The 18,780-nt window shown below is 57.4% G+C and carries 20 protein-coding genes; 6 read left to right on the forward strand and 14 right to left on the reverse strand.

Annotated elements, in window-relative coordinates; all coding sequences use genetic code 11:
• Nucleotides 1–3 precede the first annotated feature (3 nt).
• Nucleotides 4–1,062: a magnesium/cobalt transporter CorA gene (gene corA, locus W02_RS11395; protein WP_173047778.1), complete on the reverse strand. Its 1,059-nt coding sequence runs from the start codon at nt 1,060–1,062 to the stop codon at nt 4–6.
• 133 nt (nt 1,063–1,195) lie between these two features.
• On the opposite strand from corA, the gene W02_RS11400 reads away from it, so the two are divergent.
• The 3 genes from W02_RS11400 to W02_RS11410 all read left to right on the forward strand — a co-directional run bounded on the left by W02_RS11400 (nt 1,196) and on the right by W02_RS11410 (nt 4,779).
• A complete protein-coding gene (locus W02_RS11400; RefSeq protein WP_173047780.1) occupies nt 1,196–1,999 on the forward strand; it encodes a 3'(2'),5'-bisphosphate nucleotidase CysQ in 804 nt (267 codons plus the stop codon).
• A complete protein-coding gene (locus W02_RS11405) occupies nt 1,996–2,886 on the forward strand; it encodes an NAD(P)-dependent oxidoreductase (protein ID WP_173047782.1) in 891 nt (296 codons plus the stop codon). The genes W02_RS11400 and W02_RS11405 overlap by 4 nt, the downstream gene beginning before the upstream one ends.
• 141 nt (nt 2,887–3,027) lie before the next feature.
• On the forward strand, nt 3,028–4,779 hold the full coding sequence (locus tag W02_RS11410) for a GspE/PulE family protein (protein ID WP_173047784.1): 1,752 nt from the start codon (nt 3,028–3,030) through the stop codon (nt 4,777–4,779).
• Between the two features lie 22 nt (nt 4,780–4,801).
• On the opposite strand, the gene W02_RS11415 is transcribed toward W02_RS11410, so the two are convergent.
• The 3 genes from W02_RS11415 to W02_RS11425 are packed head-to-tail and all read right to left on the reverse strand — an operon-like array spanning nt 4,802 to nt 6,828.
• Nucleotides 4,802–5,128 carry a PilZ domain-containing protein gene (locus W02_RS11415; RefSeq protein WP_370467926.1) on the reverse strand — a complete coding sequence of 109 codons (327 nt, stop codon included), beginning with the start codon at nt 5,126–5,128 and terminating at the stop codon, nt 4,802–4,804.
• Nucleotides 5,129–5,157: 29 nt separating this feature from the next.
• The gene (locus W02_RS11420; RefSeq protein ID WP_173047788.1) at nt 5,158–5,616 is read right to left on the reverse strand and encodes a hypothetical protein; all 459 of its coding nucleotides are present in this window, start codon (nt 5,614–5,616) and stop codon (nt 5,158–5,160) included.
• A gap of 51 nt (nt 5,617–5,667) precedes the next feature.
• Complete coding sequence (locus W02_RS11425) at nt 5,668–6,828, reverse strand: pyridoxal phosphate-dependent aminotransferase (RefSeq protein ID WP_232068522.1); 1,161 nt, start codon at nt 6,826–6,828, stop codon at nt 5,668–5,670.
• Nucleotides 6,829–7,036: 208 nt separating this feature from the next.
• Here W02_RS11425 and W02_RS11430 point away from each other — a divergent pair, with 208 nt between their 5' ends.
• The gene (locus tag W02_RS11430) at nt 7,037–7,396 is read left to right on the forward strand and encodes a PilZ domain-containing protein (protein ID WP_173047790.1); all 360 of its coding nucleotides are present in this window, start codon (nt 7,037–7,039) and stop codon (nt 7,394–7,396) included.
• 24 nt (nt 7,397–7,420) lie between these two features.
• Here W02_RS11430 and W02_RS11435 read toward each other — a convergent pair whose 3' ends face one another.
• From W02_RS11435 to W02_RS11460, 6 genes are all read right to left on the reverse strand, one after another.
• Nucleotides 7,421–7,987: a lytic transglycosylase domain-containing protein gene (locus W02_RS11435; protein WP_232068523.1), complete on the reverse strand. Its 567-nt coding sequence runs from the start codon at nt 7,985–7,987 to the stop codon at nt 7,421–7,423.
• Between the two features lie 124 nt (nt 7,988–8,111).
• Complete coding sequence (gene msrA, locus W02_RS11440) at nt 8,112–8,762, reverse strand: peptide-methionine (S)-S-oxide reductase MsrA (protein WP_232068524.1); 651 nt, start codon at nt 8,760–8,762, stop codon at nt 8,112–8,114.
• A gap of 156 nt (nt 8,763–8,918) precedes the next feature.
• Complete coding sequence (locus W02_RS11445; RefSeq protein ID WP_173047792.1) at nt 8,919–9,452, reverse strand: LOG family protein; 534 nt, start codon at nt 9,450–9,452, stop codon at nt 8,919–8,921.
• Nucleotides 9,453–9,536: 84 nt separating this feature from the next.
• Nucleotides 9,537–11,144, reverse strand: coding sequence for a hypothetical protein (locus tag W02_RS11450; RefSeq protein WP_173047794.1), 1,608 nt, complete (start codon nt 11,142–11,144; stop codon nt 9,537–9,539).
• 55 nt (nt 11,145–11,199) lie between these two features.
• Complete coding sequence (locus W02_RS11455) at nt 11,200–12,606, reverse strand: TldD/PmbA family protein (protein ID WP_232068525.1); 1,407 nt, start codon at nt 12,604–12,606, stop codon at nt 11,200–11,202.
• Nucleotides 12,546–13,991 (reverse strand): TldD/PmbA family protein, encoded by a 1,446-nt coding sequence (locus W02_RS11460; protein ID WP_173047798.1) that lies wholly within the window; start codon nt 13,989–13,991, stop codon nt 12,546–12,548. The genes W02_RS11455 and W02_RS11460 overlap by 61 nt, the downstream gene beginning before the upstream one ends.
• 73 nt (nt 13,992–14,064) lie before the next feature.
• On the opposite strand from W02_RS11460, the gene W02_RS11465 reads away from it, so the two are divergent.
• Nucleotides 14,065–14,385: a transcriptional regulator gene (locus tag W02_RS11465; protein WP_173047800.1), complete on the forward strand. Its 321-nt coding sequence runs from the start codon at nt 14,065–14,067 to the stop codon at nt 14,383–14,385.
• Between the two features lie 51 nt (nt 14,386–14,436).
• Nucleotides 14,437–14,655, forward strand: coding sequence for a hypothetical protein (locus W02_RS11470; protein WP_173047802.1), 219 nt, complete (start codon nt 14,437–14,439; stop codon nt 14,653–14,655).
• Here W02_RS11470 and W02_RS11475 read toward each other — a convergent pair.
• Genes W02_RS11475 through ettA form a run of 4 tightly spaced genes read right to left on the reverse strand, consistent with a single transcriptional unit; the run spans nt 14,652 to nt 18,748 of the window.
• Entirely contained in the window at nt 14,652–15,446 is a 795-nt protein-coding gene (locus W02_RS11475) for a DUF1295 domain-containing protein (RefSeq protein WP_232068526.1), read from the reverse strand. The genes W02_RS11470 and W02_RS11475 overlap by 4 nt on opposite strands.
• Before the next feature lie 27 nt (nt 15,447–15,473).
• Entirely contained in the window at nt 15,474–16,349 is an 876-nt protein-coding gene (locus W02_RS11480; RefSeq protein WP_173047804.1) for an SDR family oxidoreductase, read from the reverse strand.
• A complete protein-coding gene (locus W02_RS11485) occupies nt 16,346–17,020 on the reverse strand; it encodes an SDR family oxidoreductase (protein WP_173047806.1) in 675 nt (224 codons plus the stop codon). The genes W02_RS11480 and W02_RS11485 overlap by 4 nt, the downstream gene beginning before the upstream one ends.
• A gap of 45 nt (nt 17,021–17,065) precedes the next feature.
• Nucleotides 17,066–18,748: an energy-dependent translational throttle protein EttA gene (gene ettA / locus W02_RS11490; RefSeq protein WP_173047808.1), complete on the reverse strand. Its 1,683-nt coding sequence runs from the start codon at nt 18,746–18,748 to the stop codon at nt 17,066–17,068.
• Between the last annotated feature and the right edge of the window lie 32 nt (nt 18,749–18,780).

Below are 18,780 nucleotides of genomic sequence, written 5' to 3' on the forward strand. Positions count from 1 at the left end.
GGGTTATAACCACTGCTTCTTACGAAATGCGATGAGCATTCCGATGCCGACAGCGGCCATGACCCCCAGGATGATGGGATACCCCCATTCAAATTTCAATTCGGGCATATTTTCAAAATTCATCCCGTAGATGCTGGCGATAAAGCTCAGCGGCATGAAGATAGTGGTAATGACGGTCAGCACGCGCATGACCGCGTTCAGACGATAACTCACGCTTGAAAGATAGATATCCAGGCTCGCCGATACCATTTCCCGCAGCGTTTCGATCGTGTCCACGATCTGAACGACATGGTCATAGACATCCCGGAAGAAAATCTTCGTGGTCTGCTGGAGCAACGGACAATCCGACCGTGACAAATTGTTCATGACATCGCGCAATGGCCAGACCGCCCGTCGGATGAAGAGCAACTGCCGCTTGAGCGCGTGAATGTCCTTGAGCGTGTCCGGTTTGGGATCGGCCACCACCACTTGTTGGACCGATTCGATCTTTTCACCGACTCCCTCAAGCACGGCAAAGTATTGATCCACGATGGCGTCCACGAGCGAGTACAGCAGGTAATCTGGTCCAGCCTGCCGAAGACGTCCTTTTCCTCCCCGCAGTCGATCCCGCACCGGCTCGAACACATCGGTCCCATTTTCCTGGAACGACAGTACGAAGTTTCGTCCCAATACCAGGCTGACCTGTTCGACCATCACCTCCTGACGTCCTGTGGGTGTCAGCATCTTCATAACGAGGAACACATGGGTGTCGTAATCGTCCAATTTGGGGCGCTGGTCCGTGTTCGCGATGTCCTCGAGCAACAGGGGATGCAGAGTGAATTGTCTTCCGAACGCCTCGAGCACTTCCATCTTATGGACCCCGCTGACATTGAGCCATACGGTCGAGTCGTCCGCAGGAGGCGCCACAAGGTCCCATGAGCCGTCGACCTGTCGCTCGTTGCAGGTGGCTGAGGAATAACGGAATTCCGTCACCGTCACCTGTTCGGATTTCTTCTCACCGATATGGACGAGTGTTCCGGGAGGGAGCCCAGTCTTCCTGGAACGCTTTTGCACGAGTTTCATAAGACCCTCAACGCTCAGCTTGTACGCAGGTTTCACCAATCGGTCAAGAGCCGGCCCGGCCGTCGGATGACTTTCCCTTTCCCGACAACGACGGACCTGCTAGTCTCTCATTGGAAACCCTGGGGAATGAACCATGGAACCTGAGTTGATACGGTTGACGGAAGCCATAAGACAAGCGGGCACTCGGTCGCTCGAGCTGGCGAAATTGGGCTTTGAAGTCCACACGAAAAAAGATCATTCACCGGTCACCACGGCTGACCTCGAAGTCAACGCGATCCTCCACCGGATGCAGCAGGAGCACTTTCCGTCGGACGGGTGGCTTTCTGAGGAATCGCCGGATGATCTCACCCGATTGAACAAATCCCGCGTCTGGATCGTCGATCCGATCGACGGCACGAAGGCCTATGTGAACCGATTGCCGGAGTTTTGCATTTCCGTGGCCTTGGTCGAAAATCGCACCCCGGTCTTGGCAGCCATTCTCAATCCTTCCACCCGGGAGCTCTTCACGGCGATTCGCGGGAAAGGCCTTTCGCTCAACGGCAAGCCGCTCTCACCGCCGCCTCAGCCGGATGATCGGCCCGTCGTCCTAGTCAGCCCCTGGGAATTGAGAACGGGCCGCTGGAGTGCTATGGAACAATCCGTCCATTGCCGGCCGATCCTCTCTATCGCCAGCGCGCTGGCTCTTGTCGCAGCCGGACGCGCACAGGCCAGTCTCACGATCGAGTCAGAAAATGAATGGGATTTGGCTGCCGGAGTGCTACTGATCGTCGAAGCAGGCGGATCCATTACGGATGGATCGGGTCGAGCATTCGTCTTCAATCAGCCGACTCCACGTTTTCATGGGGTCGTCGCGGTAGCAGGTACGGCTGAGCCGGGTCTACGCCGTGCGCTGGAAGCCCATGCCGCAACCGCACGAGAGAAGAAGGCTCCGTCATGAAGGTCGACAGTTCGGTTTCGTTGCTGGGGACAGGCCTATTGGGCCTGGCAATTGCGGAACGGTTACAGGCCTGCGGTCATGTTCTGTCAGTATTCAATCGCACCCCTGAGAAGGCGCGTCCACTTCAATCGCGCGGGGTGACAGTCTTCGAAAGGCCTGAGCAGGCCATTGAGCAATCCGAGTGCGTCATTCTCGTCCTGGCTGATGCGAGGGCAATCCGCTCAGTCCTGCTCGCGCCTTCATCCAAACAGTCCTTGCGGGGTCGATCGATTGTTCAGATGGGAACGATCGGACCTGATGAGAGCCTCGCGATCCAACGGGAAGTCGAAGAAGCCGGTGGTTCCTATTGCGAGGCGCCGGTGCTTGGAAGCGTGGCAGAGGCCAACTCGGGAACGCTTCTCGTCATGTTCGGAGGGACTCGTGAGCATTTTGATCAGGTCAACCCCGTTTTGCGGTCATTGAGCCACGAACCGCGTTTCACCGGACCGGTCGGCACGGCGGCCGCACTTAAATTGGCGCTCAATCACCTGATTGCAGCTGAAGTATCGGCCTTCGGGCTCAGCCTTGGACTGATTCAACGGGCAGACGTTTCGGTGGAGCTTTTCATGAGTGTTCTGAAAGAGAGTGCCTTGTTTGCGCCAACGTTCGAGAAGAAACTCCCCCGCCTCCTGGCTAGGCAGTACGACCACCCGAATTTCTCCACCGAGCATATGATGAAAGATCTCACCTTGGTGCGTCAGGAGTGTCAACGGGCTCAGCTTGCCCTTGATGGCCTGGAAGGAGTTCTTGCGCTGTTCCGACAAACTCTCGGGCGAGGCATTCAACAGGTAGACTACTCTTCTGTATTTGAAGTCATCACCTCTCCTGATAGGCACCGCTCGCGCTAATCGCCGCCCGTCCTTCCAGCACATGGCCGATCGAAGCGAACCTTCGCAAAATTCTTGTAAGTCGAAGGTAATGCTTTATACTGACGACATATTCGTTCTCGACGCGTCAATGGCGCCGGCCGGGACTTCTTCGAACGATCCATGCAAAAGATCGCCAGACCCACTATCGACCCCGAGGCCTTTGATTCGCTCATCGCGGAAGGTTTTATCCGGCAATCGGATTTGATTAAGGCGATTCAAGAGTCCTTGACCGGCACCTCCGATCTCGAAACGTTGCTGATCGACAAGTACCGGATTCCCAAGAGCGAGCTGGGGAAGGCGCTCGGCGGCTTCTTCGCATGCGCCTACGTTCCCTTCGATGACCGCTCTGTCGCCGATCCAGAACTGCTGAAAGACCTCAGTTACGATTACCTGAAAAAATACAACTGGATTCCGTTCAAGCGTCAGGGGCAAATCATCGACGTGTTGATCGATAATCCCCATGACCTCGAAAAGGGGCACGACATCAGGCGCGCCTTTCCCGGGCTGACGATCCGGTTCTCTGTCAGCCTCAGGCGCGACATTGAACGCTATTTGATGGTCGCGGCCGGGGAAACGGACATGGGATCCATTACGGATACACTCGGCGAACTTCGCCTTGAAGCCCGGTCCGAGCGCGACGCGGATAACGAGGGAACCGGGGTTAACGAGAATGACTCGGCGATCGTGCGCCTCGCCAACCAGATCATCGTGGAGGCGTATCGAAAGGAAGCTTCGGACATCCATATTGAACCCTATTCGGACCGGAAGGAAACGTCCGTCCGTTTCCGCATCGACGGGACGTGTTCCACCTATATGCGGGTGCCGGCAACCTATCGCCGGGCCCTGGTTTCCCGTATCAAGATCATGGCCAGCCTGGACATCTCCGAACGTCGTAAACCCCAGGACGGCAAGATCCGCTTCAAACTCGGTGACGACCGCCCGCTCGAGCTGCGAGTCGCGACCCTTCCGACCGCAGGCGGGAATGAAGACGTGGCGCTCAGGTTGCTGAGCGCGAAGGAGTCGTTGCCCTTGGAGGCCATGGAATTCTCGCCGGACATGCTCCGGTCGTTGCTGAAACTGGCCGAAAAGCCTCACGGCCTGATCTTGTGCGTCGGACCGACCGGCTCGGGCAAAACGACGACCCTCCATGCCATTCTACGATCGCTCAATACCGATGAACGGAAGATCTGGACGGCTGAAGATCCCATCGAGATTACACAGGACGGTCTTCGTCAGGTCCAAATCCACCCGAAGATCGGATTTACCTTCGCCTCGGCCATGCGTTCATTTCTCCGCGCGGATCCCGACGTCATCATGATCGGGGAGATGCGGGACAAGGAGACCGCCGACGTCGCGATCGAGGCGTCGCTGACCGGCCACCTCGTCCTGAGCACCCTCCACACCAACAGCGCTGTGGAGACCGTCACGCGCCTCCTTGACATGGGATGTGATTCGTTCAACTTTGCCGATTCAATGCTGTGCATCATCGCCAAGCGACTGTGCAAGCGGCTGTGCTCGATGTGTAAACAGTCCTATCATCCGCCCCAGTCGGAATACGACGAATTGGCCGCCACGTACGGCCAACAGGAATGGGAGACTCTTGGGATTTCCTACGACGAGACCTTCTTGTTGAGCCGCCAGCAAGGCTGCGCCGCCTGTAATCATTCCGGCTTCAAGGGCCGGGTACCACTTCACGAATTGTTCTGTAATACCGAGGAACTCAAGAACATGATTCAGGGGCGAGCGAAGACCACGGAGATCCAGCGGGCGGCTATCAAGGCCGGGATGGTGACGCTGTTACAGGATGGAGTCCGGAAAGTCTTGAGTGGCACGACAACTTTGAAACAGGTCCGCGCCGTCGCCATGAAATGAGAACCCCCTGCGAAGGGGTAGCCTACCTGATTGGATTTTCCCCGAGTGTGACCATAAAGAGTTTCAGCCTCTCCTGTTCTTCGGATCCCACCTTGATATATTCCAGCCCGAATCGGGTCGCGGACGACCATCGCACCGCCGCCAAGCTGACACGGACCGGCGCATGTCCGTCAACCAAATACATATCCAACTGCAGATACTGCGCCGGTTCCGCGGGCTGATCGGTCATGATCATGCACCCATCCTGGGAGAGATTCAGAATGGTGCCACTCGTCTCGGTATGTTCTTTTCCGAAGCGGACTTCAAGCTGAACCGCAAAACGGGGACATTTGCGTGAGACCACAATCACCCACTTTCCAGTTACCAGACTGTATAAGGTCAGGGAGGTGTCGGCGTACTGTTGTCGGCAATCCCTTCGGTTTTTCTCGTGAGGCGAAACGTACCACCCTTTTCTGCCGGCGCGCGGTCGTCACCGATTCGGGTGTACCACCAAGAGCCCTCTCCTTCTGAGAAATCATCCGACAATTCGACACGGAATTCACCTTCACGGTCATTGCCCTTTTGCATCCATCTTCCCAGCCAAATTCTCCCCGCCAAATCCGTCGTCTCGAAGCGACCGTCCTTCCACGCATAGTTTCCGTTGCCCTCTCGGTCCAGGCGGAGCGCGATGACGGCCCCATCCTCATAATCCCAGTCGCCCGCGAGGATACTGCGTTCGATGGAAACATCCGGGATAGCGGCTGGAACCGCTTCCGGTCGGACCACAGGCCGTGAACAACCTACGGCGAGCAGCAGCGTCATGGGGATCAGGACGGCTTTTATTGCGGTGCAAGACATAGGGATTCTCATACCATGAGCCCGGTACCTGAACAAGCGTTCACAGGAATATCAGGCAAGCGTCGAAAGTCTCCGGCAAGCTTCATCCAGATCCGCATCCGTTTTGGCGTAACTGAACCGTAGGTATCGTGAACCTTCCTGCCCAGCAAAAAATGCTTCTCCTGGCACCCCGGCCACGCCGGTACGTTCGAGCAGATGCATGGCACGCTCCTTCCCGGTTGTGCCCGGCAACCTTGCGGCATCCGCGAGCACATAGTAGGCCCCATCAGGAATGGATGGACGGAGACCTGCCTGCGCCAGCGTTGCACAGAAGCGGTCCCGTTTGGCTTCATAGTCCTTCGCCAGTTGGTGATAGAACGAGGGCGGGAGGGCCTGGATTCCGGAGGCGACGCCCGCCTGGAGCGGAGTCGGTGCGCACACGTACAACAGATCATTCATAGCACCGATGGCTCGCGCCCACTGAGCGGTGGCGACGCTATAGCCAATGCGCCAACCGGTAATGCTGAATGTCTTGGAATATCCACCTATGGTAATCGTCCGCTCGGCCATGTCCGGCAACGAGGCCATGCTGACGTGCCTGCGACCGTCGTACAGGAAGTATTCATAGATTTCATCCGTAAACACAAAGAGGTCATGGCGCCTCGCGATTTCGCCTACACCAGCCATCTCCTGGACGCTGAAAACTTTTCCAGATGGATTCCCCGGCGAATTCACGATCAAGGCTTTGGTGTTCTTGGTGACCGCTTGCTCGACGGCGTCCAACGAGAGGCTCCACTCCGGGGACGCCATCTTCACTATCACCGGCACGGCTTCGACCGCCAGCAACGTGCTGATGTGGTATTGATAGTAGGGCTCGAATAAGATGACCTCGTCTCCCGGATTCAACAGTGCCAGACATGCGGCGTGAAACGCTCCAGTGGCGCCTGCGCTGACGGTAATGTCGGTTTCAGGATCTGCGTGAATCCCATTGTCGCGCAGCAACTTGACTGCAAGCGCCTGCCGTAATTGCGGCAACCCATCGAAGCGCGAATAGACGTTATCTCCGCGATCGATAGCGCTGGCCGCAGCCTGCAGAACGATGGCGGGAACTGCGGTGTCGCAGACTCCTTGAGCCATGTTCAAACCCTTGAGTTGTGCGCAGGCCTGAGTCATCGCACGTATTTCCGAATGGCCGAGTTGTGTGATACGTCGATTGACGGTTCTTTTGGTCACATCAGTCTCCCCTTTACAAAGCCTCTTTTTTGGCAGAGCATCGTTCAAAAGGTCAAGCCTCTTTAGCCTTCAACTGGCCAGGCCACACCCCTCCAGCCGCCTAGTTTAGTCAATCATGTGGTTGTGATAGAGTTGCGCCGCCTTGCGGAATTCCACCGCAGGGCCGACACTGCACCTCCGTTTTTCTTCGAAAGGTCCGGTCCCGCCAATGGATGAACCTTCGGCCCCTTCCAATCGAACCAAGAAAGAGGATGAGGGTATTGACCGGCGTGGGAGAAGGCTCAAGATCGACAGACGCCTATTCTTTTTCGGCGAGGAGGATCTGGAGGGTGAAGCCGCGATTCTCGACATATCGACCGGTGGATGCAGAGCCACCTCGGTGACCGAAGTCAAACCTGCCATGACGTTGAAGCTATCCATTTTCTTGCAGGACCAACCCTGGCCGCTGCGTATCGATGAAGCGATCGTACGGTGGGTCAGCGGACAGGCGTTCGGTCTCGAATTCGTGGGAATCAGACCGGCGCAGCGTGAACGGTTACGGGCTATCGTGATGAAAAGCAAACTATGACCGAGAACGTGAAACAGGAGTGTCTCAGGCTTGATGGCGTGCTGTTGACGCGGGTGCGGCGTAGCGATGGTAGTATTTCATGACTTTTTTGACATAGGCTCGCGTCTCTGCGATTTGCGGAACGGACGAGCCCTTCACACGGTGCACGCCTGCGTTGTAGGCTGCCAATGCGAGAGCCAGATTCCCTTCATACCGATCGAGCAAATACCGAAGATGCTTCGAACCTCCTCGAATATTCTGTATGGGATCATAGCGGTCCGTGACCTGCAGGGAGACGGCGGCGGCAGGCGTCAGCTGCATGAGACCGACGGCGCCCTTTCGTGAAACTGCATCATGACGAAAATCGGACTCGGCCTTGATCACCGCGCGGAGCAACGCCGGATCCAACCGGTTTCGTTTTGCATAGAATCCCAATGCGCGCCCGATTTCTTCTTTGGAATAACTATGCCTCGTGTCTGCGTCCAGGCTCGTCCAGGCTGGGTAGAAGACAAATGTTGCAGAGGCTCCCACTGCCAATGACAGTCCGATAGCTCGACTCCAAAGAGTATGCCCTCTCATGATACCTGCCGTATATGGCAGCTTCCGTGCCACAACGGTTTATCCATAACCATTTGTTCCGACTCATATTTAGTGTAAGCGTGACTATATCGTCACACCCCAGCCTGTCGGTCCAATGCCTCGTCTGCGTCATTTTTGTGCCAGTTACAGCCTAAATTTACCCGGTAGGGACGGAATGTCCCCAGAGTTCCTCTAAGCGCTGAGCACGTCCACAGGTGTATTTGTAAAATTTGTACCGGACGGGATTCTTTTTGTAATAGTCCTGATGATAATCCTCGGCAGAAAAAAATTCAGATGCCGGTCCTATTTGTGTCACGATGGGCTGTTTGAATCTCTTCGATTGTTCGAGCATCTGCTTAGACTGTTCCGCCAGCCGTTTCTCCTCTTCGCTTTGATAGAAAATCGCGGAGCGATATTGCGATCCGTGATCGCAGAATTGCGCGTTCGCGGTAATCGGATCGACATTCTTCCAAAACGATTCCAGAAGTCGGGAGTAAGAAACTTTGGACGGATCGTATAGCACTTCAACCGACTCCGCGTGACCGGTTCGACCCGAGGAGACGTCCTCATAGCTTGGATTCTTCACCGTCCCATCCATGTAGCCTGACGTGACGGCAGATACGCCGTCGATTTTCTCGAAGGCCTCTTCCATGCACCAGAAACACCCTCCTGCAAAATACGCTTTTGCCGAGCGACCAACCTCGCCAGCCTGAGACATGGTTCGTTGTGATATCCCAATTCCGACTGCTGCCATCATCGTGATCAGCAGCACGGCCAATCCTGTGCGCGTCATCGGTTCACGCTTCATCTCCATACCCCTGGTACGTAGGTCGCGGGAGGAAGGCCTTCCTTACAACATCTACGTGTTGTTCACGGCACCGGATGTGTCGGCACTCTCCACTGCTTGCCTGCTATGTCACAAGCAAGGCAAACCGCTGGGACCCCTGGACGATGGCAACGGGGATTAGAACCGAGCCCAGGTTTGCGGCCCTTGCATCGCCGGACGCTCGTCTTGCTCCAACATTTTCAAGATCACGTTGATCGCATCCTCCGGCGTTTGGACGCTGAACACCGATTTGCCACCGAGATTCTTGAAGAACCTGTCCTCAGCGGGTGTTGCGCCGAGGAGGATGACGTATTTTCCGGCCTTCAGGGCCAAGGCCACTTCTGAAACCGTGCCGGCGCCTCCCAATCCGCACGCAACGATGACATGACTCGACAAGACACAAATGTTGTTTCTGGCGTTTCCCATTTCGGTCACGATGGCCACATCGACGTACTTGGACACTCGATCACGTGTGGACGGCAGGACGCCGACGGTCAAACTGCGAGGGACGCGCTTGGCTCCTTGGTTTGCGGCATGCATGACGCCCACGTCTCGGCCGCCTGTGAGAAGCACCCATTCGCGCCGCGCAATGAGTTCTCCAAGAGCGCGCGCGTTCTCAATGTCTTTTCTCCTTGCTTTGGCGGGCCCCATGACCCCGACCACATAACGCATCTACGTCTCCTCTGCGTGGTCTGCGGATTGTAGCCTTTTGTGCATCAGCGTTGTCAAAGTCATGTGCGCTCGGGCGCAGCGGTTTCAAAACCGGGAAGCCGCGAGATTCACGTCTGCATGTTCCCATGCCTTCACGAAACGGCGAGCGACTTCTGACGCTTCATCCTCTTTTTGCTGAGCTTTCAGGCTTTGCGCGAGACCGAAGAGAGCCCACCCATTTTCTGGATATCGCTTGAGATCTGCCCGGTAGACCGCTTCGGCCTCGGCCTGGCGCTGAGCGAGGAGCAAGGCCGCACCGAGATAGTGCCTGACCGAGAGCGGCCAGAGGGGGGGTTCGGAATACGGAAGCGCCTCCTCCAATCGTACGGCCTCTTGCAGAGCCTTGATCGCTTCCCCATAGTGTCCTCGGCGGACGGCAATCTCCCCGGCCAACATGCGTTCGGCAATCCTGATCTGTTCCCGTTCAATTTTTTCTTCAGGCGATCTGGTACGCCGAATCTGTTTGGTGAGCCCGGCAAGCGCATGCTGTTCGCCCGCCGCCCCTGGGAATCGTCCCGTCGCCGACAAAGCAAGCCCTCGGCCTAACCGCCAGACACTTTCCACCAGCCGAAAATCTTTAGGCGGCGGTGGCTCCTTCAACAATTCCTCCCAGCGTCCGAATCGGATCCAGGTGAACAATTTGGCTGTCACATATTGTTCTTTGAGCCGATTGTGACGCACTTCGTCGTCCGTTATCGTACCGAGCAGCGTACGCGCTGCTCTCAGCGATTCCACGCTTCGGCCTTCCATTGTCACTGACGACCAGAGGAAATGAAGATTATGACTGTAGTAGCCGTCCGCATAATCGCCGGAGAGATGCCGACTTGCCAAATAGGCTTCGTCGACTCGGGCCGCCTGCGCGTTGTGTTCAGCGGAATCGTGATACTTTCCGAGTCTGGCGTAGATGTGTGCCGGCATGTGCACCAAATGGCCGGCACCGGGCATGAGACTCGCCAGCCTGTCTGCACAAGGCAGAGCACGCTCCGGGTGCATCGACGCTTCCACCGCATGGATGTACAAATGGCACGCACCGGGGTGCTCGGGGTGAGTTTCCAATACCGTTTCCAGAGCGGAGACGATTTCATCGGTGCCCGCCTTCGGGCTTCCATCCGCAGTCCACAGATCCCACGGGTGCAGATCCATCAAGGCCTCTGCGAACAAGACGCCAGCATCGGGATCATGGCGGTACTGCCGCCATACGGATCGCATGGCATCCGCGTACGCCTTGTTGAGCACGGCGCGCCGGCCGCCTTTTGCGGCGATGTACCGTTTGGTGAGCGCATCGACATAGGCTTTGTCCAATTCGCCACCTCCTGCGGCACGGGCCTTGGCCTGCTTAATCGCCTCAAGGGCTCGCCGCTCATCGTCCTTGGACATCGCCGCATTGATGTTCGGGCCGAGCGCGAGCGCAATTCCCCAATGCGGCATCGGCGCCTGCGGGTCCAACAAGGCCGCCTGCTCAAACGAGCGGATGGCTTCCTCATGGTTGAAGGCATAGACCAGCCGCAACCCCTGGTCAAAATAACGCTGTGCCGTCTCGGAGGTGGTCGTGATGGGATGATGAAGTGCGCCCAGATTTTCAAACAATGGCGGAACTCCCCCCCAGGCGCTTCCGCAGGCCACCCAGGCCAGCATAACGGTCACGGCTGTCATGCCGACGAGCCTAGAATGTTGACGAGGAACCGTTCGCATGGGTGTGGGCTGAGATTCAGAAGGTCGTCACGCTGGAGAAGTTAAATTCTCGAATGAGCATGGACGGGACGAGCATCTTCCCCGTCTCCGACGTTACGGCCTCGGCGGGATGCGTAAAGCCTTCTATGCGGTTGAACGCCCGCAACGGGCTTTCGTGAAATCGAAAGTTTTTCACCGCCGACACAATTTGGCCGTTCTCGACCAGGAACGTTCCATCGCGCGTCATACCCGTCAGCGTGAGATCTGCGGGGTTGACCGTCCTGATGTACCAGAAATTGGTGACAAGAATCGCTCGGTCGATCTGCTTCAGGAGATCGGCGGTTCGCCCTTCGGCCACTCCGGTCATCGAGAGACAGGGGGCTTCAAGGGTCGGAATATCAGAAAGGCCATGCATCTTGGCCGTGAACCGATCATACATCAGATGATTCAGAGTGCCGTGTTCGATCCAGGTCGCTCTGTCGCTCGGCAATCCTTCCGACGTGAATCCGACGCCGAAGAGATCCGGATGATCGGGTAGATTCTGAAGGGTCAGGCGCGTATCTAGGATTTGCCGGCCGAGCTGCCCAGCTACCGGGCTCGTTCCCTTATCATATGATTTGGCGTCGAGCAGCCACAGCAGCCAGGTTACCAGCCCGGCCACCGCCGCCGGTTCGAGAATGACCGTATACTTCCCGGGCGGCAATTCACGGGTCTCCACACTACGCTTCGCTTTTCCGATTGCCGTCAGAGTCCGCTCCTGGACCTTGAGATGGTCGATGGAGCGGTGGGCCGCCGCGCTCCATCCCGTGGCGTCTCCCGCCTGGACAGTCAGGCTGAACCGCGCGTCCGTCCGAACCTCATGTGCAAACAACCCGTTGCTCGCGGCAATGCCGGCCGCGGCGGAAGACGACGACACAATGCCTGCAGCCTGAAGATTCTCGATGCGGCATTGACCGACAGCTTCGTTGGTGTATTCCAAGCGCCGTGCGGGTCCTGCCGCGGCTGTTTCCACTCTGGCAGTTTCTCGTTGCGCAAAGGACCGGCCCTCCGGCGGAGGGAGATATTCCGGATCTTCGGGTGACGCCTTGGCGATCCGTTCGGCCCGAAGCAAGGTGTCTTGCATTGAACCGGCAGTGAAATTCGTCGTACTGGCCGTTCCTCTTCGACCATCGAAGGCGACGGTCACGGTCAGAGTCCCACGGCGGGTATCGACGTTCTGAATGACCTGGCTGTTCGCAAACCTCGTTGTTCCGCTGTGTTGATCCGACAGCGTCACCGTGGTGGCGTCGCCTGACGATCGTTCAAACAGGAGATCGCAGAGAAAACCGAATTCTTCGCGGCCGGTCAATTTGGGCCAGCCTTTCATCGTCGTCACGATGTTCGCTACCCCCTGATGACGTCGACTTGCCGGAAGCGTGCCGGCGAGGCGGCATGGGTCATCCATCCCGACTGTCCAGGCTGCCCCTTCCCGCATGTGATGAACCCATAGCGCTTCCTATAGCTGCGGCCGGCCACGCCGTCACAGCGATTCCAGAACTCCGGCGTGATGCCATGGTAAATGACGTCGCGGAGCATATGGGAGCGCCTCCCGTTTTCGATCAGCCAAAATGCATCTCCTCCGAACTGGAAATTGTATCGCCGTTGATCGATGCTGTAGGAACCGTGACCCTCGATGTAAATTCCCCGCTTGACGTCTGCGATCAGCTCTTCCGGTGATGAGGTCCCGGGCTCCAGACCGATGTTGGCGATCCGCACGATGGGGACAGAGGCCCAACTGTCCGCGCGATTAGATCCGCGGGAACGGCCCTCTCCTATTTTCCCCGCCACTTCACGGTTCGTACAGTATCCCACGAAGATGCCTTCGCGAACGATGTCCCATTTCTGGCATTCGACTCCGTCGTCGTCATACCCCGTGGCTGCAAGGGTTTCGGGCTCGGTATTGTCGGCGACCAGATTGACGCAGGAGGTGCCATAGCGGAAGCTTCCGCGCTTATCGGTGGTGAGAAAACTCGTCCCGGCATAATTGGCCTCGTAGCCCAGGGCCCGATCCAACTCGCTGGGATGACCACAGGACTCGTGCATGGTCAAAGACAAATGCTCCGCATCGAGGACCAGGTCGTATCGCCCGGGCGGGACCGCCGGCGCTTTGACCTTCTCGGCCGCTTGGGCGGCAATCCGTGGAGCCTCGGCAAGGAAATTCGCGTCTTGAATCAGTTCATAGCCGGCTCGAAGGTGCGGAGTGCTGCAACTGCGGGAAGCGAAGCGGCCGTCATACTTGGCCGTTGCCGTGAACTCTCCTTGCCCGGCCAGCAGGTCGAATTCGATGTGAGATCCCTCAGTCGACGCGAATAGTTTCCGGTCGCGCCTCGCCCACAGGCTCGCGCTGCTACGGACGACCTCTGATTGCCGATGCACATATTCCATGGTTTCGCGGAGCAATTCGGCCTTTTGTTGCAACGGGACTGAAAAGGGATCCAGCAGGTACTTGGTGACCACCCGATCACGATGCGGAGGTTCAAGCACGAGCGTGGTGCGCTCTCTGGCCAGCGAGGCCGAGCTTTTCGCAATTTCAACAGCCAAATCCGCGACGCGTGGAATCTCTTCGAGGGACAGGACAGAACTGGCGGCAAACCCCCATCCTCCATGGTACAGCACCCGTATTCCAAACCCTTGATCGTCCGCATCTCTGATCGATGCGATCCGGCGATCTTCCCCGGTGATAGATTGACTGGTGCTATGAACGATCCGGATGTCGCCGTAGTCAACTCCGGCGGTGGCAAGACGCTTCAACGCAAGGTCGGCACATTCGTCCCAACTCGTATTCATCATCACCTCTCATCCTGCCAAACTCAGCGGTTCCATTCAACTTGGATTTCGCAGCAAGACGATCTAGGATTACAACATGCCAGCCCCTGAACGAACACCCCGCCAACACTTGGCCGAGCTGCTCACCGGCACCAGGTTGTCTTCCTATCAGCTGGCCCATATGCTGGGGATTCCGGAGCGCCAGGTTGAAGATCATCTGACGCACGTCGAGAAGACGATCGCTCATGACCCGACACGTCGTTTCATCCTTGAGCCTTCACGCTGTCCGGACTGCGGATATGTGTTTCGAGATCGAACCAGGCTGACGAGACCGAGCCGTTGCCCCGACTGCAAAAGTGAAGGAATCTCCGCTCCGCGTTATGGTATAGACGCACAACATGATCGTCAGGGCCGATGATCCACCTTCCCGGATAGATGCGTTCGCAACGACGATAGAAGGAATATGCACATGCACATTCGACTTATTCTCCTTTTGATCGCCTGCCTGTGGATGACAGGTTGTCCCGGCGATAACGCCAAGGAGATGCTCGAAACGGCCGAATTCGAGGAACGGCAGATGAACATCCCACACGCCAGACAGCTCTATGAGGAAGTCATCCGCCTCTACCCGGGGAGTCCGGAAGCGGTCAAAGCGCGCACCCGGCTGTCAGCACTGGGCAGCAGCTAGGACTTTGGAAACCATGGGAAGAAGGCGTTGGTTGTTCGTTGATAATCGCGATAATGCCGGCCGCGGCTTTTCAATGCTTGCGCCTCCGCCCAGGGAATGCCAGTCCATTTTATCAGTGCCAAGCCCATCACAACCGGGCCGATCCATGTCAAGGGCCATCCGGGGGATCCGGCGGCCATTACGACGTACGACCACCAATAGAGCCATTCGAAGAAATAGTTGGGATGCCGGGAATACATCCAGAAACCATCGCGGCAGACATGGCCCTTCGCGTCCGGCCTGGAACGAAACCTCGTCAGCTGATAATCAGCCAGCGCTTCGCCTCCGACCGCGATGATTCCCACTAGGAATCCCCCGAGCTCCCACAGGCCGAACGGGGGTCTGGGATTTTGCATCGCTACCAAACACGGCAAGGAAAACACGGCCACGGCGACCGCCTGCATCTGGAAATAGCCAAATACCAGAAGCCTCTCGTAAGGGCCCCACTGCCGGCGCAAAGCCGCATACCTGGCATCTTCTTGCTTGCCCATAATCCGGTGAACAAGGATGAAATAGCCAAGACGCCCTGCATAGAACGTAACCAGTGAGACAATCAGGACTTTGCGTTCGATATCTCCGGGCACCGATGCGGCGTGCCAGCACACCGACACAATTAATCCGAGACACCACCCTAGATCCGCGAGAGAAGCGTTGCGCTGCACCGTCCGTTGTATGAGCCATAGCGCGCTCATGATAACGACCATGGCCACGTACACAACCACCGACGACGCCAGCGGGTCAGTCGCAGTCATAATCTCTTCCGTCACTGTGGATGAGCTCTACCCTCGCTCATAATCCCAGAGATCTCTCCCTCGGCCGGCACGTCCATCGAGCCACTCACGGAACCCCGGGATTCGAAATGACAACATCCTTTGCAGCTTTTCGCAGCGGAGGGAGAGATCGGCCGGCCTCGGAACGCCGAGATGGGTGCGTGCAGAGCCTGCAACGAGACGGCCCTGAAGTTCCGGATACCAGCGAGACAGGAGGTCACCGATTTCCCATCGTGACAGCCGTTCGCTACCGGCCACATGATAGAGTCCCGGCCTGTCGCGGCCGACCACTTCCCAAACAATCCGGGCAATCACTCCGGCAGGCAAAGGGCATCGGAATTCATCGGTATAGAGGGTAATGGGCTTACCCGCCTGTGCCGTACGGGACATCTCTTCCACGAAACTCCTGTCGGCTCGCACGGATACGCCCGCGGTGAGGACGATCCTCAGGACCGTGTGTCGAGGGTTCTGTAGAACGATTCGCTCGGCGTCCAGCTTAGTACGGCCATATACGCTGAGCGGGACGGGGTTATCGGATTCCTCATACCGGCCCTTCTTGCCGTCGAATACATCGGCGCTCGAGAGGAAGATGAACGGCACAGCCTCGGCCAGCTTAGCAAGATGAGCCGTGGCTCTCACGTTGACACGCTGCGCATGGTCGGGATCCCGTTCGCAGTCGGAAATCCTGCTCACAGCGGCACAATGGATAACGAGGTCCGGCTTGTCCCGCAACCAATAGGAATCGAGCCGCTTCGTATCGGTCAGGTCGAAATCAGAACGCGCAAGTCCGACGATATTCCAGCCCGGTGCCCATCGGTGCGCAGTCTTAACGAGATAGTTGCCGATCAATCCTCCCGCGCCGGTGACCAGGGCACGCAGAGTCATGTCTGCACGTGACCCAGTGTCCGGATGCCAGGCACTTCGAGAATACGCACGTTCTCAGCCGGATGGTCGACAGCCCATCGCAACGCCGCCAGCATTTCCTGCAGCGTCAACAATCCCAGCCGCAAGGCCGCTTCCCGCCATCGCGAGTGGCGTTCACACAGCCAATAACCCGGCTTGAGGAGTAGCGGCCACCAATGTCCGGGCCCGAGGATGTACCAGGGGCGCAGTACGGTCGCCCGAAGGCCGCTGTCTCGCAATGCCATTTCACATTCGGTTCGGACCGCGATGTAGTCTTTCATGACAGGTGCGGGATGAGCCACACTGACGTAAATGAAATGTGGGACGCGGGCTTCGGCGGCCGCCTGGATCGATGCCAGACCGGCCACACGATCGACCGCACGGAACTGCTCGCCTTTCCAAGGCGCAGGCTTCGGCGTCCCGATCAGTTGGATGATGGTGTGGATCTGATTGAGATTGGCCGCGAGAAAGGCAGGATCGAGGGCATCACCAATCAAGGGGGTACACGTTCGAGGCAGTAAGCCGGCCGAGACCGGCCTCGCCGCCGCGACCACGCGATGCTTGTGATTCTGCAGCAAAGGGATCACACGGGAACCGAGGTACCCAGTCCCGCCGAGTACGAGAACGCGCCTCCCGATTCCAGCTGTGCTCATGGTCACCGGTAGCGAAAACGGACGCCTGGGTCTGCGGGGCCCTTCTCAATGCCTCGTCAGTTTGCGATACCTGATGCGGTGGGGCTGGTCAGCTTCTTTGCCCAAGCGTTTTTTCCGATCAGATTCGTAATCGCTATAATTCCCTTCGAACCAGAGAACCTTGCTGTCTCCTTCGAACGCCAGGATATGCGTGGCGATCCGATCGAGGAACCAACGATCGTGGCTGCTGATGACGGCGCAGCCAGCGAAGTTCTCCAGCCCCTCTTCCAGCGCCCGCAAGGTATTCACATCGAGGTCGTTGGTTGGCTCGTCCAGGATGATCAGGTTGGCTCCTTCTTTCAGCATGCGCGCAAGGTGGACTCGATTCCGTTCGCCTCCGGACAGCTCCTTGACCTTCTTCTGCTGATCCGTCCCCGCAAAGTTGAACCGGGCGCAGTAGCCCCTGGCGTTGACTTCGACCTTCCCGAGCTTCACGGTGTCATGCCCCTCTGAGATGATCTCGTAGACCGTCTTTGCGCCGTCGAGACTTCGATCCTGGTCGACGTAGCCCAATTTGACCGTCTCGCCAATCCTGATCGTGCCCGCATCCGGTTTATCCTTGCCGATGATCATCTTGAACAGCGTCGTCTTGCCCGCTCCGTTGGGTCCGATGACACCCACGATCCCGCCCTTTGGCAAACTGAAGTTGACATTTTCATAGAGCAGGTTGTCCCCGAATCCCTTGGTCACCCCCGCGGCTTCGACGACCACATCGCCCAAGCGAGGACCGGGTGGAATATAGATTTCCAGATCGTCTGTACGCTGCTCCTGCTTCTGATTGACCAGCTCCTCATACCGGTTTAACCGCGCCTTTCCCTTGGATTGACGGGCCTTGGGCGACATGCGGATCCACTCGAGCTCGTGTTCGAGGGTCTTCTTGCGTTTCGACTCGGCCTTCTCTTCCTGCGCGAGGCGCTCCTGTTTCTGCTCCAACCAGGACGAATAGTTCCCCTGAAAGGGAATCCCGTGGCCGCGGTCGAGCTCGAGAATCCATCCGGCCACATTGTCGAGGAAGTAGCGGTCGTGTGTGACGGCGATGACAGTGCCCTTGTACTGCTGGAGATGCTGCTCGAGCCACTGGACCGACTCGGCATCGAGATGATTGGTCGGTTCGTCGAGAAGAAGAATGTCCGGCTCCTGGATCATGAGCCGGCAGAGCGCCACACGACGCTTTTCCCCGCCCGAGAGCTGGCCGACCTTCTGATCCGCCGGAGGGCAGCGCAGCGCATCCATCGCGATGTCCAGTTGGTTCTCCAACTCCCAGCCATTGGCCGCCTCGATTTTCTCTTGAAGATCAGCCTGTTTGTCGAGGAGTTTCTCCATCTCGTCCGGAGACGATTCGCCGATCTTATTGCTGACCGTCTCATACTCCTTCATCAGCGCCACCAGTTCCTTCTTCCCTTCCTCGACGATCTCTTTGACCGTTTTGGAAGGATCGAGTTGCGGCTCTTGTTCCAGGAGTCCGACGCTGTACCCCTTTGACCGTGTGATCTCTCCCGTATAGTTCTGATCGACTCCGGCAATGATCTTCAGAAGTGAGCTTTTTCCCGAACCGTTGAGCCCCAAGACGCCGATCTTGGCGCCGTAATAGAAACCGAGATAGATTTCCCTCAAGACCTGTCGCTTGGGCGGATAAACTTTGCCGACGTTGACGAGCGAGAAGATGACTTGTTTGTCGTTGGTGGCCATAGTGTCCTTCGGATTGATTGGGAAAGGGTGAC

This window comes from Nitrospira sp. KM1 (assembly GCF_011405515.1).
GTDB lineage: Bacteria > Nitrospirota > Nitrospiria > Nitrospirales > Nitrospiraceae > Nitrospira_C.